Here is a 14,388-nt window from a genome sequence, read left to right as displayed (position 1 = left end):
CCCCGGCGAACCGGAGCGATGAGGATGCTACCCGATGGGCAGGAAGGTGCTGCGCTTCGGCTCCACCCCGTCGCCCGACGAGCGGCCGGTGACGCGGCGCTGGACCCAGGGAGCGAGGTGGGTGCGGGCCCACGCGAGGTTGGCGGCGCGCTGCTGGCGGGCGCTGAGGACCGGGGCCGGGACGGGCGGGATCGGCTGCAGGTCGTGGGCGACACCGAGCGCGTCCAGGGCGGAGATGGCGATCATCTGATGGCCGACGGCGTTGAGGTGGAGGCGGTCCTCGTCCATCACCTCCGCGACCTTCCAGCCGCGCATCCGCCACATGTCGACCAGGGTCGCGTCGTGCTTCTCGGCGATCTCGCGGACCCACTCGTTGAAGATCGCGGTCCGGCCACGGATCACCTTGATGACCCCGTTGAGGCCGGGGTCGGCAATGGTGAACACCACGACGTGGGCGCCGCTGGCGGCGAGCCGGCCGATCGCCTCGTCGTACGTCGCCGCGAGGGCGTCGATGTCGACCTTGGGGCGGAGCACGTCGTTGCCACCGCCGTGGATGCTGACCAGGTCCGGGCCGAGCGCGATGGCGGCGTCGACCTGCTCGTCGATGATCGCGGGGAGCTTGCGGCCGCGGATGGCGAGGTTGGCGTACCCGAAGTCGACGCCGTCGCGGGCGGCCGCGGCCGCGAGCGCCTCGGCGGTGCGGTCGGCCCATCCGCGCAGGCCGTTGGGGCGCGCCGGGTCGGGGTCACCGACCCCTTCGGTGAACGAGTCGCCGAGGGCGACGTAGGTGCGGAAGGCCATGCAGCCATGATGACCCAGCCGTCACCTCGACCCGTCACCGCCGTCCTTCGAAGCCCTCCGCTACAGGTAGAACGAGTTGTCGACCAGCGGGGAGTCGTCCTCGGCGAGCTCGGGGTAGGACATCCCGGGCAGCACGGTGACCTCGAAGATCTCCTGGATCTGGTCGTCGAAGGCCAGCGAGGCGAGGACCTCTCCTGTCTCGATGTGCACCACGGCGAGGCCACTCTGGCGCCGATCGAGCCGCGAGGTGAGCGGGAGCCCACCGAAGGTGCTGCTCTCGCGCACCTGCGAGAGCCCCACGAAGGCCAGCGGGCCGACCATGGACAGCCCTCGCGTGAACCCGGGCAGCGAGGCGATGGTGGTGACCTCGCCCGTAGCTGGATCGACCCGCGCCAGGCTGCCTTCCCCGGACTCGCAGAACCACAGCTGGCCGTCATGCCACCGCGGGGAGTGGGGCATCGACAGTCCGCTGGCGACGATCTCCGAGGTGGTGACGTCCATGATCACCCCGCCGCGCGCCTTGTCCTCCCGCCAGCCACCAGCGGTGTCCGAGATACCCAGCGCGGTGACGTAGCGAACCTCGTCGTCGACGACGCAGAGCCCGTTGAGATGGCAGCGATCCTCGGCCGTCAGTGCTGTCACGAACGGCGGCTTCCAGCGCGGGACGAAGCTGCGCTCGGCGTCGAAGGTGACCAGGTGGGAGAACCGGGTCGCGACGGCCCACAGCTCACCGCCCGCCCAGGCGACGTCATGGATGCGGAGGTCGCCGGTGTAGATCGCCCGCATCGGGACCAGACAGGCATCGTGGCTGCCGGCCGGCTCGATGTTGGCGGCGGCTGAAGCGAGATTGCGATAGATCTTGACCTGATTGTGGGTCCCCACCGCGAGCGTGCCCTTGCGATAGGCCATGCCCATCGGACCGCGCATGGAGCGCAGGTGGGTGTTCACCACGTCGCCCTGGTTGCGGATGAGGACGATGCGACCCGATTGGTACGTCGAGACCGCGAGGCTGCTGCGCAGCGACCCCAGGATGCCCCCGAGGTCGCCGCGCAACGTGCTGTCCCACATTCCCGGACGAGCAGGCTGCCGATCCCCGAGGAGCGGGCTTGCCGCCGGATCCGTGGTCACTTGACCTTCTTGCCCTTCCCTGCGATCAGGTACGACGCACCGCCGGGCGCGGTGTAGGTCGCGGTCACCGAGATCTTGCTGCTCTTGAACTTCTTCTTGAGCTTGATCACCGCACCCGTGCCGATGAGCTTGGTCTTGGCCTTCTTCCCCTTGGTGACGTACCACTGGTAGGTGACCGCGACGCCTGCGGGCGGCTGGGCGACCGCATGCAGCTTCTTGCCTGCCTTGGCCTTGCCCTTGATCTTCGGTGCACCGATGCCGGGGAGGTTGACGTCGGTCAGGAAGAAGGAGGGCGTTGACGGCAGCGCCTTGTTGTACGTGGGGTCGTCGGCGATCTGCTTGGTCCGGCGGGTGAAGTCGTAGTAGTTGTCCGAGCACCACTCGTCGCCGACCTTGGTGGAATCCACCAGCGAGACCTCGGAGAGGCTCCACAGACCATTGGCCGGCTTGTTCTCCGGGTCGAAGACGAAGGTCTGCTGGGTGACGCCACTGGCCTTGGTTCCCGACTTGCGGTAGCTGAACTGCGACCAGGCCATGTGCTGCAGGCCGTCATCCGCGTAGTTCACGTCGTCATTGACCGCGTCGTAGGTCACGCCCGGGCCCCAGAGACCTGAGCCGTAGTAGACGTCCACCCCCGTGTTGTCGGAGGCGGCAACGTCGAGGGTGACCGGGATCTGGGCAGTTCCGGTGACGATCACCGTCGTCGCGCCGAAGGACATCGCACCGAGCGTCGGCGCCACCGCATCCTTCACTCGGGGCGCAGCAGCCGTGACCGGCACGCTCAGCGGGGCGCCGCTCCCGTCCGCGTTGTGGGCGGTGATGGTCACGGTGTAGGCGCCGGGTGCGGGCACGGACCAGGTCTGGGAGGTGTAGTAGTCCTCCAGCGACCCGGAGTAGATGGTCGTGGCGCCACTCGTGATCGTGTAGTTGTATCCGTCGATCGCGGGGCTGGCACCTGCCGGCGGCGCCCAGTCGACGTGGACCGCGGGATAGCTCGAACACAGACCGCTTCCGCTGCCGCTGGAGCTGACCAGGGTCGGAGCTCCCGGCACAGCTGCCGATGCCGGCGGCGCGATGACCGCGCACGTGCTTCCGACGGTGACCGCCGCGATCGCGATGCTGCCGAGCAGCCTGGGCTTGCGCATGGCAACGCCTCCATTCCTTCATTCAGGGGCAATTCGCGCTCAACGTAGCCACGGTCACGGAGTCGCGTCCGAGGAATCGGCGGCGCCGCCGACCCTCACATCCGTGGGTGTCCCGAGCATCGAGAAATGGAGTAGGGGACCGGCGCGACGGTCGGTCCTGCCCCCCATCCGCGGTCCGCCGGTAGGGTGCGGGGCGTGCTGCTCAGCGACCGCGACATCACCGCCGAGATCGACGCCGGACGGATCGCCCTCGAACCCTATGACCCCGGGCTGATGCAGCCGTCGTCGGTGGACTTCCGCCTCGACCGGTTCTTCCGGGTCTTCGACAACCACAAGTACCCGTCGATCGACCCGGCCGCCGACCAGTCCGACCTGACCCGCATGGTCGAGCCCGAGGGCGACGAGCCGTTCATCCTGCACCCGGGCGAGTTCGTGCTCGGCTCGACGTACGAGGTCGTGACGCTGCCCGACGACATCGCCGCGCGCGTCGAGGGCAAGTCCTCGCTGGGCCGCCTCGGGCTGCTCACGCACGCGACCGCCGGCTTCGTCGACCCCGGCTTCTCCGGGCACGTGACGCTCGAGCTGGCCAATGTCGCGACCCTGCCGATCAAGCTCTACCCGGGCATGAAGATCGGCCAGTTCTGCTTCTTCCGGCTCTCCTCGCCGAGCGAGCACCCCTACGGCTCTGAGCGGTACGGCTCTCGCTACCAGGGCCAGCGTGGCCCGACGCCGTCGCGCTCGTTCCAGAACTTCCACCGGACGCAGATCTGACTCGTCGGGCGCTTCCTGCACTTGTCGGGTGTTGCAACGCCCGACAAGTGCCGGAATCACCGGCCGACCGGGGATTCATGTAGTTAGGTTAGCCTGACCTCATGACCGTCGACCAGAACGAGTACGTCGCCGCCCTTCCCATGCTCCTCACCGAGGTCGAGGTCGTGCGCGCCGAACGGGTCTCGCCGTCGTTCGTGCGGGTCGAGCTCGGTGGCGCGGCGTTGGCCGAGCTGGGCCCGGACGGGCCCGTGCTGGACCAGCGGATCAAGCTGATCTTCCCCAACGCGGCCGGCGCGCTGCCGTCGTTCGCCGACGCGGACGAGTCCTGGTGGACCACCTGGATGCAGATCCCCGAGGACGAGCGTGGCTCCCTGCGCACCTACACGATCCGCGACCGGATCGGCGAGGGCGCCGACACGCGCCTGGTCGTCGACATCGTCGTCCACGAGGGCGACGCCCACGGCGAGAGCCCGCTCGACGGCGCCGGCAACCGCTGGGCGCTCCAGGCCGCGCCCGGGCAGCGGCTGGTCACCCTGGCGCCGCGCACGGGCCACGAGTTCGGCGGCATCGAGTGGTCCCCCGGCACGGCGACGCGGCTGCTGCTGGTCGGCGACGAGACCGCCGTACCGGCGATCCGGGGCGTGCTGCGCGACCTGCCGGCCGACGCGACCGGGGCGGCGTACCTCGAGGTGCCGGTCGACGCCGACATCCAGGACCTCGTCGCGCCCGTCGGGGTCGAGGTGACCTGGCTGCCGCGCAACGGCGGCCCACGCGGCGAGCGGCTGCACGCGGCGGTCCTCGACCACCTGACCGGCACCGCGCCCACCGAGGCCATCGTGGTGACCGACGACGAGATCGACCCCGACCTGTGGGAGACCCCGGTGCACTCCTCCTCGGGCGAGGAGGTCGGCACGGCGACGGCGGTCCCGGCAGGGGACACGCCGTACGCCGGGCTCTACGCGTGGATCGCCGGCGAGTCCAAGGTGGTGACCGGCCTGCGCCGCAAGCTGGTCAACGACCTCGGGCTCGACCGACGCCAGGTCGCCTTCATGGGCTACTGGCGCGAGGGTGTCTCCATGCGCTCCTGACCCGCCGACCCGGCGCGAAGTGGCTGGCGAATTGCGCCGACCCGGCGCGAAGTGGGTGGCGAATTGCGTCGACCCGGCAGAAGTACTGCCGGGTCGACGCGATTTCTGAGCCAGTTTCTGCCGGGTCGGCGGGAAGACCGGGCCACTTTCTGCCGGGTCGCGCTAGACGAGTGCCGCTTCGCGCTCGGCCACGATGGTCAGCGCGATGTCGACGATCATGTCCTCCTGGCCACCGACGAGACGGCGGCGGCCGCACTCCATCAGGATGTCGCGCACGTCGACGTCGTACTGCTCGGCGGCACGCTCGGCGTGGCGCAGGAACGAGGAGTAGACGCCGGCGTAGCCGAGGGTCAGCGTCTCGCGGTCGACCCGGACCGGGCGGTCCTGGAGCGGGCGGACGATGTCGTCGGCGGCGTCCTGCAGCTTGAACACGTCGCAGCCGTGCTCGAAGCCCATCAGGTCGGCGACGGCGATGAACGGCTCGATCGGGCAGTTGCCGGCGCCCGCGCCGTGGCCGGCGAGGGAGGCGTCGACGCGATAGACGCCGTTCTGTACGGCGACCACGGAGTTGGCGACCGACAGCGAGAGGTTCTCGTGGGCGTGGATGCCGATCTCGGTCCCCGGGTCCAGCACGCGGCGGTAGGCCTGCACGCGCGCGGCGACGTCGTCCATGGTGAGGCGGCCGCCGGAGTCGGTGACGTAGACGCAGTGGGCGCCGTACGACTCCATGAGCTTGGCCTGCTGGGCGAGCTGCTCGGGCTCGGCCATGTGGGACAGCATCAGGAAGCCGGAGACGTCCATGCCGAGCTCGCGCGCAGCCGCGATGTGCTGCGCGGAGACGTCGGCCTCGGTGCAGTGGGTAGCGATCCGGACCGAGCGGACGCCGAGGTCGTAGGCCCGCTTCAGCTCGTGGACGGTGCCGACGCCGGGCAGCAGCAGGGTGGTCAGCCGGGCGTTCTTCAGCACCGACGCGGCGGCCTCGAGCCACTCCCAGTCGGTGTGCGAGCCGGGGCCGTAGTTGACCGAGCCGCCGGCGAGGCCGTCGCCGTGGGCGACCTCGAGCGCGTCCACGCCGGCCTCGTCGAGGGCGACGACGATCCGCTTCACGTCGGCGGGCGAGATGCGGTGCCGGATCGCGTGCATGCCGTCGCGCAGGGTGACGTCCTGGACGAAGATCTTGGTCTTCTCGGCGGGGGTGCTCACAGCGTGGCCTCCATGTCGTTGTTTCGAGCAGCAGCGATCCGCTCGGCGACCTGCAGGCCGGCCGAGGTCATGATGTCGAGGTTGCCGGCGTACGCCGGGAGGTAGTGGCCGGCGCCGGTGACCTGGAGGAACACCGAGACCTGGTGGGTCGGGCGCTCCGCGCCGTCGACCAACAGCGTCTCGACCGGCTGGTCCGCCGGGATCTCGGCGATCTGGACCTTCTGGACCAGCTTGTAGCCGGGGACGTACGCCGCCACGTCGGCGACCATCTTCTCCACGCTCGCGCGGATCTCGTCATGAAGGGCCGGGTCGGGTGCGTGGACGAGCGCGAAGACGGTGTCGCGCATCATCAGCGGCGGCTCGGCCGGGTTGAGGATGATGACGGCCTTGCCGCGCTTGGCACCGCCGACCTGGGCGATCGCGCCGGACGTGGTCTCGGTGAACTCGTCGATGTTGGCGCGGGTGCCCGGACCGGCGGACTTCGAGGAGATCGAGGCGACGATCTCGGCGTACTCCACCGGGACCACACGGGAGATCGCGGCCACGATCGGGATGGTGGCCTGGCCGCCGCAGGTGACCATGTTGAGGTTGGGCGCGTCGAGGTGCTCGTCGATGTTGACGGCCGGGATCACGAACGGGCCGATGGCAGCCGGGGTGAGGTCGATCATCCGCTTGCCGAGCGGGCGCAGCAGCGCGTCGTTGTGGAGGTGCGCCTTGGCCGAGGTGGCGTCGAAGACGATCTCGATGTCGTCGAAGCCGGGCAGGGCCATCAGGCCCTCGACGCCCTCGTGGGTGGTCGCGACGCCGAGGTCGCGGGCCCGGGCGAGGCCGTCGGAGTCGGGGTCGATGCCGACGAGCGCCCCCATCTCGACGTGCTGCGCGGTCTGCAGGATCTTGATCATCAGGTCGGTTCCGATGTTGCCGGAGCCGATGATGGCCACCTTGGTCTTGCTCATGAGTCCTCCTTGGTGCTGAAGCTGATGGCGACGGAGCCGAGTCCGTCGATGATGAGCTCGACGTCGGCGCCGGGGGCGGCGGGACGCATCGGGCCGAGCGCGCCGGAGAGCACGACCTGGCCCGCGCGCAACGGGTCGCCGAGGTCGCGAGCCTGTCGGGCCAGCCACTGCAGCGCCACGAGCGGGTCGCCGAGGGAGGCGGCGCCGGTGCCGACCGAGTCTTCCTGGCCGCTGACGGTCATCGCCATGGCGGCGTCCTTCGGCGAGAAGTCGTCGAGGGTACGGCGCTCGGTGCCGAGCACGTAGCCGCCGGCCGAGGCGTTGTCGGCGACGGTGTCGGCGAAGCTGATGTCCCAGTTGTCGATCCGGCTGTCGCACACCTCGATGGCGGCGACGGCGTAGTCGACGGCAGCCGCGACCTGGTCGAGGTCGAGGTCGCCCTCGGCGAGGTCGGCGCCCAGGACGAACGCGATCTCGCCCTCGACCTTCGGCTGCAGCAGCCCGCTGATGTCGATCGGCGCGGAGGCGTCGTACTCCATGTCGTCGAAGAGCACGCCCAGGTCGGGGGTGTCGACGCCCAGCTGCTTCTGGACGGCCTCGGAGGTCGCGCCGATCTTGCGGCCGACGACCGTGGCGCCGGCGTCGAGGCGGTGCGCGTTGAGCTGCTGCTGCACGGCGTACGCGAGGTTGATGTCGCGGTCGCCGATCAGGTCGCGGATCGGGGCACAGGGCTGGTTGTCGACCAGCGCGGTGTGCAGGCGCTCGGCGGCAGCCGTGACGGCAGTGTCGAGGTCGAGAGCTTCGGTCATGGTGCTCACTCTCGTGCCTGGCGTCGTCGCCCACCATGGGCACGTTCCACTCACCGGTACGCTGTGCGAGTGGCGGACGCGCAGGACCTGGACACCGTCCTGGGCAAGGCGGTCGCGCTGCTGCGCGCCTTCGGCCCCGAGGACCGGCTGCTCCCCCTCGCCGAGCTGGTCCGACGCACCGGCCTCCCGAAGGGCACCGCGCACCGGGTCGCCGCCGACCTGGTGCACCACCGGCTGCTGGAGAAGACCGAGCACGGCTACCGGCTGGCCGGCGGGCTGTTCGAGCTCGGCATGCGGGCGGCCACCGAGCGCACCCTGCTCGAGGTCGCGATGCCGTTCCTGCAGGACCTCTACGAGCGCACCCACGAGACCGTCCACCTCGGGGTCCGCGACGGCACCGAGGTCGTCTACGTCGCCAAGATCGGCGGGCACCGCCAGGCCCGCAGCCCCTCACGGACCGGCGGCCGGATGCCGATGCACTGCACCGCCATCGGCAAGGTGCTGCTCGCGCACGCCGAGCCGGCCGTGCGGGCGGCGGTGCTGGCGGGGCCGCTCGCCCGTCGTACGCCGCACACGGTGGTGGCACCGGGCCTGCTCGAGCAGCAGCTGGAGCGGGCCCTGGAGAACGGGCTGGCCTTCGAGCGCGAGGAGTCGACGCCGGGCCTGCTGTGCGTGGCGGCGCCGGTGCTCGACACCGACGGGGCGAGCGCACTGGCCGCGATCAGCGTGACCGGCCCGGTCGGCCGGTTCCGGCCGGAGGCGCACCAGAACGCGGTCCGGGCGGCGGCCACGGCGCTCGCGAGCACCTTGGCCCGCCGCCCGGGTGGGTTGTAGGCGGTTTGGAGGAGCCAGGGTGGCCGGCGCGGCGTCGGCTCCCACCGCTGTAACACGTTGTCCACCCGACTGGTCGGCGGTTGTCAGCACGACACGCCGACGACACGCCGAGCCTGGTGCGGAGAACCGTCAGGTAGTCGTGTGGACAACGTGTTACAGCCCGACCAGCCCGACCAGCGCGGACCGGCGGATGGGCCGGTCAGCGCACCGCCATGGTCAGCACCGACGGGTACTGGGGGCCGGTGTGCACGGTGACCGGCACCAGCTGGCCGACCAGGTCGGTGAGCGGCGACAACAGGTGCGGTACGTCGAACGCCTGGACCGCGATCCGCAGCCGGTGCCCCTTCGCGATGACCGCCCCGGTCGGGAAGATCTCGACGTCGACCGGCGCGATCTCGCCGGCCGGCAGGTCGGCCTTCGCCTCGCGGGTGAACGGGTGGTACGGCTGGAGCAGCTGGCCGTCGAGGTAGCGCGAGCGGCTCTCGTCGAGCTTGCGGTGCGCGATGGTCTGCCAGCCTCCGCTGATCCGGGTGACCGTTCCGTCAGGTGCGACGTCCTCCACCGCGACCGACAGCATCCCGTCGCCGGTCGGCGTCGAGACGTAGAGCCGCGCGTTGAGCGGACCCTGGAAGCGCACGTCGGCGTCCTGCGGCGCGGTGTCGAAGGTGACCCCGCCGAGGTCGTTGAGCGCGTTGTTCGTGAAGCAGGGTAGGTCCGCGAGCAGCACGTTCGGCACGCCGGCGGTCCACTGGTTGGCCGAGCGGGTGCACAGGCCGGTGACCGGGATCGGCGGGACGACGGCGGACCCGGCGCTCGCCGTACCCGTGGTCAGGACGCCGGCCCTGCCGCCGACTGCGGCGTCGCCGGACAGGGCATAGCTGCGGGCGGAGAGGTCGTCGTCGAGCCACTTCGCCTTGCGCACCCACGAGCCGGAGCCCTGCTCGTAGTAGGTCAGCGGCGCGATCTGGTCGAGCTGGCCGTCCATGCCGTTGATGTACTGGTCGAACCAGCGCAGCTGCAGCTCCGCGAGCGAGCCGTAGCCCGCCTTGCCGACCTCGGCGCCGGACGAACCCTGCAGGTGGTCCCACGGACCGACGATGAGCTTGGTCGGGACGCCGCGCTGCTGGAGCCGCTCGAACACGAGCGGCGTGCCGCGCTGGAACAGGTCGAACTCGCCGCCGACGAGGAACGTCGGGACGGTGACGTTGTCGAGGACCTCGATCGGTGAGCGCTCGCGGTAGAACGGGCCGTCGTAGGCCGGGTCGCCGCCGAGCACCGCCTGGACGGCGAGCGGCAGGGTGAAGCCGAGCCCGCCCATCAGGTGGTCGAGCGCCATCTTGAAGCCGGCCTGCGGCTCCTGGAGGCCGTACGCCGGCGGGATCACCCCGGTCGCGGTGACCAGTCCGAGCCACAGCGGGATGAACCCGACGTCGATCTGGCCGCCGGAGGCGACGACGTCGCGGTAGACGTCGGCCGCCGGGACCTGCGGGAAGATCGCCTTGAGTCCCCGGGGCTTCTGGGCGGCGGCGAAGAGCTGCGAGATGCCCATGTACGACGCGCCGGTCATGCCGACCTTGCCGTTGCTCCACGGCTGGGAGGCCGCCCACTCGACGATCGCCCCGGCGTCCTTGCCCTCGCGGGCGCTGAACGCGGCCCACTGGCCCTGGGAGCCGCCGGTGCCGCGGGCGTCGACGGTGAGCTGGGCGTACCCGCGCGCGACCAGGTAGCCCGGGTCGGCCCCGGCGAGGGTGGCGCCCGCACCGGCGGACAGGACCGTCTTGTTGTAAGCGGTGATGGTGACGATGACCGGGAGTGGCGTGGTGACCGGCTTGCCGTCGGCGCCGGCCGGGCGCTGCAGGTCACCGCGCAGGATCACGCCGTCGTCCATGGTGATCGGGATGTCGCGGGTGGTGACGCTGGCTTCGTACTGCGCCGGGCGCGGGGTCCACGGGGTGGCTGCGGGGGCGGTGCCGGTGCTGCCGGCAGGGCTGCCGGGCGTGCCGGTGGGGGTGCTCGTCGTCGCCGGAGCGGGCGCCGCGTGCTTGGCCTTGGCGCACTTCCTCTTGTGCTTCTTGGCCTTCCTCTTGCACTTCTTCGGCTTCTGGGCGACCGGCACGCTCGCCCCCGCCTGCTGGGCCGAGACGGCGGTGCGGGCCGCGGTCGCGCCCGCGCCGACGGCGTCACCGCCGAGCGGGAGCACGAAGGCGGCGGCGAGGCCGGTGCTGAGCAGCGCGGCCACCAGGCGGCGGCGCAGGGCGTTGTCGTTCATGGGTGGTCCCCTCCCGTGGCGTACTCACGGGTAACGAGGCACCTGTGGTCCCGGTCACGCAGTCGCCCGGGCCGGGCCGGCTCAGGGCTGGTCGGGCATGTTCGTCCAGCCCTTGCCGTCGCGGCGGCGGAACCAGCCGGACGCGGCGAGGGTGCCGCCGTCCACGGGGACGGTGTGGCCGGTGACGAACCGGGCGGCGTCGCTGGTCAGGAAGTCGACGACGCCCGCGTGGTCCTCGGCCTCGGCGAACCGGCCGAGCGGGAGCCACAGCGGCACCAGCGCCTCGTCGCGTCCGCGCAGCATCGCCGCGCGCGAGGTCTGGGCGGTGTCGGTGAGGTCGGGGGCGATCGCGTTGACCCGCACGCCGCGCGGCCCGAGCTCCACGGCCATGCTCTTGGTGAAGGCGGAGACGCCGGCCTTGAAGGCGGAGTACGGCGCGCTGGCCGGGATGCCTCGGTAGGCCTCGACCGTCGAGACGTTGACGATCGAGGAGCCGGCCACCAGGTGCGGCAGCACGGCGTACGTCATCGTGAGGACGTGGCGCAGGTTGACCTCGTAGAGCCGCTGCCACTGCTCGGGGGTGCTGTGCGCGAAGTCGCGCGAGGCCGGGCGGAAGTCGCCGACGTTGTTGACCAGGACGTCGATCGCGCCGCTGATCCCGGCCGCCGTGGCCACGACGGTGGTGGCGACGTCGTCATCGGTGATGTCGCCGGGGACGACGGTGCAGGCGCCGCCGTCCTCGCGGATGCCGGTGGCCGTGGCCGCGGCGGTCTCCGGGTCGATGTCGTTGAGGACGACGTGGTCACCGCGGGCCGCGAGGGCGCGCGAGATCGCTCCCCCGATGCCGCCCGCTCCTCCGGTGACGATGCTGACCCGGTGTTCCATGCTCTCTCCGATCACTGAGGTTCTGGCAGGATCGCGGCGTGATGCCCGAGCCCGCTCCGGCCCGCCGGATGCGGGTGCGGGAGGATCCCGCCGTACGACGGCAGGCGATCCTCGACAGCGCCGCGACTCTGTTCGCGCGGCGCGGGTACGCCGACACGACGGTGCGGCACATCGCGGACGAGGCCGAGATCCAGTCGGGCAGCCTGTATCACTACTTCGCCTCCAAGGACGCGCTCCTCGAGGCGGTGCTGCGGGAGTTCCTGGCCGACCTGGCGGCGGCGACCGAGGCGATCGTCCGCGCGGACGCACCGCCGCGGAAGCGGGTCGGCGACCTGGTCCGGCACGCCCTCGGCCTGATCGCCGAGCGGCCGGCCTGGGTGCTGACCTACCAGAACGAGTTCCTCCGGCTGGTCGACCAGCCGGGCTTCGACTTCGTGGCCGAGCAGAGCGCGGCGATCGAGGCCGGGTGGGTGCGCGCGCTGACCGAGAGTGCCGACGCCGGGGACTTCGCGGTCGACGTACCGGTGGACGTGCGGTACCGCCTGGTGCGCGACGCGACCTGGACCGCGGTGCGCTGGTACCGCGCCGGCTCGGCGAGCGATGCGGACACGCTGGCCGAGCAGTACCTCGCGGTCTTCTACGGCACGCACTAGACCCGGGGCGGGAGCGCGTCGACCGCGGCCACCATGGTGCGCAGGGTCTCCGCGATGTCGCCACGGTGGTAGCCGAGGAGCGCCTGCTCCGTCGCGTCGGGCTCGTAGCGCAGCGTCACGCCCTTGCCGGCGACCAGGAAGTCGTCGGGCAGGAAGGCATGGTCCTCGTCGCAGACCGCGACGGTGCGCTCGGCGCCGGCGGCGTCGAACAGGGCCTGGAAGTAGCCCTGGAAGGTGAGGTTCTCGTCGCCGATGAGGTACGCACGGCCGGACTCGCCGTGCTCGACGGCACCCGCCACGGCGGCGGCGACGGCGTGCACCGACATGTAGTTGGTCCCACCGTGGGGCGCGCAGTCCGGCACCCGGTCGGCCATCGCGCCGCGGGCCCAGCGGACCATCTTGGCGAAGGCGTGCAGGGCGCGGCCGGGGGCGACGCCGACCACGTTCGGCGGGTTGACCGCGCACACGGCGAAGTCGTCGGTGGCCAGCGCGAGGACGCCCGCCTCGGCGTCGGCGCGGGCCTTGACGTAGGCGTTGGTGGCGACCAGGTCGGGCAGCACCTGGTGGTAGTAGCTGCCGACCAGCACCGCCCGCCGTACGCCGGCCTCCCGGGCCTCCGCGAAGAAGGCCGGCAGGCTCGCGGTCTGCACGTCCTGCCAGGTCTCGGCCGAGGCGTGCACGCCGACGTGGCGGATGTCCTGGGCGGCGGCGAAGACGATCGCGTCGACGCCCCGGAGGCGGTCGGCCCAGCCCGGCCGGGTGTAGTCGCCCTCGACCCAGTCGAACGCGGCCGCGGGCGAGCCCTCCTCGGGCCGGTTGCGGCCGGCGACCGCGACGTCGTACCCACGACGGGCGAGCTCGGCCGCCACCGTCGAACCGATCAGGCCGGTGCCACCGACCACCAGGACCCGCTGTGCGACGCTCATGCTCTCCCTCGTCCTTATCTAACGCTTGTTCGATAAGGATAGAGGGCGACGGCGCGCCGTCAACCGGGCGGTCCGTCAGGCGGGAACCAGCGTGATGTCGCCGGACACGGTGGTGGCGCGCAGCTCGACATGGTCGGCGCCGGGCTCGGGCTGACCGACCGGCGCCAGGGTCGAGCTGACCCGGCCGGAGACGGTGGTGAGGTCGGTCCAGACCGGCGTACCTGCGGGGATCCCGACGTGCACCCGGGTCGAGGCGCCCTTGACGAGGATCCGGCCGCGGCGCGCCGTACGCACGACGACGTCGCCCGACCCGGTCTTGCTGGTGAGGTCGGCGGTGCTCTCGCCGACCTCGAGGTCGCCGGAGCCGGTCTTGACGACGGCGGTGCCGAGGGCCTGCCCGAGGCAGACGTCGCCGGAGCCGGTGGAGACCGAGGCGGCGCGGGCGACACGGCCCAGGTCGACCGCACCGGAGCCGGTGCGGACCCGGACGTCGCCGTCGACCTCGGCGACGCTGACGTCGCCCGAGCCGGTGTCGACGACGACGGTCGTGGCCTGGTCGAGGACGACCGTGCCGGAGCCGCTCTTGACCCGGGCGGTCATCAGCCGTCCGCTGGCAGTGATGCCCGCGCTGCCGCTGCGGGCGACCAGGTCGCTGTCGAGCGGGACGACGACCTCGATGTCGAGCTCGTCGGCACGGCCGAAGATGCCGTTGCGCGGCTTCGGGGCGTGGACGCCGATGCGGCGGCCGTCCTGGGTCACCCGCACCTCGGCCGCGCGGGCACCGGCCACGGCGACCTCGGTGGTGTCCTGCTCGGCGACCCGGACGACGATCCGGCCGCGGCCGTTCTCGACGTGCAGGCGGACCGGGCCCGGGGTCTCGAGGACCTGGCGGAGGGGTTCGTGGTCGTTCATGGGCTTCT

14 protein-coding genes are annotated in these 14,388 nt (G+C 71.6%); 4 read left to right on the top strand and 10 right to left on the bottom strand.

What is annotated here, in order from left to right; all coding sequences use genetic code 11:
* Nucleotides 1-27 precede the first annotated feature (27 nt).
* The 3 genes from FBY23_RS04830 to FBY23_RS04820 are packed head-to-tail and all read right to left on the bottom strand — an operon-like array spanning nt 28 to nt 3,074.
* Nucleotides 28-801, bottom strand: a complete 774-nt coding sequence (locus FBY23_RS04830) for an SGNH/GDSL hydrolase family protein (RefSeq protein ID WP_141797111.1) — start codon at nt 799-801, stop codon at nt 28-30.
* A 60-nt stretch (nt 802-861) separates the two neighbouring features.
* On the bottom strand, nt 862-1,869 hold the full coding sequence (locus FBY23_RS04825) for a TIGR03032 family protein (RefSeq protein ID WP_141797110.1): 1,008 nt from the start codon (nt 1,867-1,869) through the stop codon (nt 862-864).
* Between the two features lie 56 nt (nt 1,870-1,925).
* Nucleotides 1,926-3,074, bottom strand: a complete 1,149-nt coding sequence (locus FBY23_RS04820; protein ID WP_141797109.1) for a hypothetical protein — start codon at nt 3,072-3,074, stop codon at nt 1,926-1,928.
* A 195-nt stretch (nt 3,075-3,269) separates the two neighbouring features.
* Between FBY23_RS04820 and dcd the strand changes: the two genes are divergently transcribed.
* Both dcd and FBY23_RS04810 read left to right on the top strand, forming a co-directional pair.
* Nucleotides 3,270-3,845, top strand: a complete 576-nt coding sequence (gene dcd, locus FBY23_RS04815) for a dCTP deaminase (protein WP_141797108.1) — start codon at nt 3,270-3,272, stop codon at nt 3,843-3,845.
* A gap of 101 nt (nt 3,846-3,946) precedes the next feature.
* Nucleotides 3,947-4,933: a siderophore-interacting protein gene (locus tag FBY23_RS04810; protein WP_260805757.1), complete on the top strand. Its 987-nt coding sequence runs from the start codon at nt 3,947-3,949 to the stop codon at nt 4,931-4,933.
* A gap of 162 nt (nt 4,934-5,095) precedes the next feature.
* On the opposite strand, the gene dmpG is transcribed toward FBY23_RS04810, so the two are convergent.
* Genes dmpG through FBY23_RS04795 form a run of 3 tightly spaced genes read right to left on the bottom strand, consistent with a single transcriptional unit; the run spans nt 5,096 to nt 7,901 of the window.
* Nucleotides 5,096-6,136: a 4-hydroxy-2-oxovalerate aldolase gene (gene dmpG, locus FBY23_RS04805; RefSeq protein ID WP_260805755.1), complete on the bottom strand. Its 1,041-nt coding sequence runs from the start codon at nt 6,134-6,136 to the stop codon at nt 5,096-5,098.
* Entirely contained in the window at nt 6,133-7,092 is a 960-nt protein-coding gene (locus FBY23_RS04800; protein WP_141797107.1) for an acetaldehyde dehydrogenase (acetylating), read from the bottom strand. Before FBY23_RS04800 ends, dmpG begins: the two co-directional genes overlap by 4 nt.
* Nucleotides 7,089-7,901: a 2-keto-4-pentenoate hydratase gene (locus FBY23_RS04795; protein WP_141797106.1), complete on the bottom strand. Its 813-nt coding sequence runs from the start codon at nt 7,899-7,901 to the stop codon at nt 7,089-7,091. Before FBY23_RS04795 ends, FBY23_RS04800 begins: the two co-directional genes overlap by 4 nt.
* Before the next feature lie 69 nt (nt 7,902-7,970).
* Between FBY23_RS04795 and FBY23_RS04790 the strand changes: the two genes are divergently transcribed.
* Nucleotides 7,971-8,735, top strand: a complete 765-nt coding sequence (locus tag FBY23_RS04790) for an IclR family transcriptional regulator (RefSeq protein ID WP_141797105.1) — start codon at nt 7,971-7,973, stop codon at nt 8,733-8,735.
* A gap of 199 nt (nt 8,736-8,934) precedes the next feature.
* Here FBY23_RS04790 and FBY23_RS04785 read toward each other — a convergent pair whose 3' ends face one another.
* A complete protein-coding gene (locus FBY23_RS04785) occupies nt 8,935-11,004 on the bottom strand; it encodes a CocE/NonD family hydrolase (RefSeq protein WP_141797104.1) in 2,070 nt (689 codons plus the stop codon).
* Between the two features lie 81 nt (nt 11,005-11,085).
* A complete protein-coding gene (locus FBY23_RS04780) occupies nt 11,086-11,889 on the bottom strand; it encodes an SDR family NAD(P)-dependent oxidoreductase (RefSeq protein WP_141797103.1) in 804 nt (267 codons plus the stop codon).
* A gap of 41 nt (nt 11,890-11,930) precedes the next feature.
* Here FBY23_RS04780 and FBY23_RS04775 point away from each other — a divergent pair, with 41 nt between their 5' ends.
* Nucleotides 11,931-12,542, top strand: coding sequence for a TetR/AcrR family transcriptional regulator (locus FBY23_RS04775; RefSeq protein WP_260806566.1), 612 nt, complete (start codon nt 11,931-11,933; stop codon nt 12,540-12,542).
* Here FBY23_RS04775 and FBY23_RS04770 read toward each other — a convergent pair.
* Nucleotides 12,539-13,468: an NAD(P)-dependent oxidoreductase gene (locus FBY23_RS04770; RefSeq protein WP_141797101.1), complete on the bottom strand. Its 930-nt coding sequence runs from the start codon at nt 13,466-13,468 to the stop codon at nt 12,539-12,541. The two genes, FBY23_RS04775 and FBY23_RS04770, sit on opposite strands and share 4 nt — an antisense overlap.
* A 75-nt stretch (nt 13,469-13,543) precedes the next feature.
* Nucleotides 13,544-14,380: a DUF4097 family beta strand repeat-containing protein gene (locus FBY23_RS04765; RefSeq protein WP_141797100.1), complete on the bottom strand. Its 837-nt coding sequence runs from the start codon at nt 14,378-14,380 to the stop codon at nt 13,544-13,546.
* Between the last annotated feature and the right edge of the window lie 8 nt (nt 14,381-14,388).

The organism is Nocardioides sp. SLBN-35, from assembly GCF_006715725.1.
Classification (GTDB): domain Bacteria; phylum Actinomycetota; class Actinomycetes; order Propionibacteriales; family Nocardioidaceae; genus Nocardioides.
Note: the sequence above shows the minus strand (reverse complement) of the source record. Positions and strands in the feature narration are given on the sequence as shown.

Coding starts and splice junctions, on each gene's coding strand:
- FBY23_RS04830 (WP_141797111.1), bottom strand. CDS start 801: ATGGCCTTCCGCACCTACGTCGCCCTCGGCGACTCGTTCACCGAAGGG.
- FBY23_RS04825 (WP_141797110.1), bottom strand. CDS start 1,869: ATGTGGGACAGCACGTTGCGCGGCGACCTCGGGGGCATCCTGGGGTCG.
- FBY23_RS04820 (WP_141797109.1), bottom strand. CDS start 3,074: ATGCGCAAGCCCAGGCTGCTCGGCAGCATCGCGATCGCGGCGGTCACC.
- FBY23_RS04810 (WP_260805757.1), top strand. CDS start 3,947: ATGACCGTCGACCAGAACGAGTACGTCGCCGCCCTTCCCATGCTCCTC.
- FBY23_RS04800 (WP_141797107.1), bottom strand. CDS start 7,092: ATGAGCAAGACCAAGGTGGCCATCATCGGCTCCGGCAACATCGGAACC.
- FBY23_RS04795 (WP_141797106.1), bottom strand. CDS start 7,901: ATGACCGAAGCTCTCGACCTCGACACTGCCGTCACGGCTGCCGCCGAG.
- FBY23_RS04785 (WP_141797104.1), bottom strand. CDS start 11,004: ATGAACGACAACGCCCTGCGCCGCCGCCTGGTGGCCGCGCTGCTCAGC.
- FBY23_RS04780 (WP_141797103.1), bottom strand. CDS start 11,889: ATGGAACACCGGGTCAGCATCGTCACCGGAGGAGCGGGCGGCATCGGG.
- FBY23_RS04775 (WP_260806566.1), top strand. CDS start 11,931: ATGCCCGAGCCCGCTCCGGCCCGCCGGATGCGGGTGCGGGAGGATCCC.
- FBY23_RS04770 (WP_141797101.1), bottom strand. CDS start 13,468: ATGAGCGTCGCACAGCGGGTCCTGGTGGTCGGTGGCACCGGCCTGATC.
- FBY23_RS04765 (WP_141797100.1), bottom strand. CDS start 14,380: ATGAACGACCACGAACCCCTCCGCCAGGTCCTCGAGACCCCGGGCCCG.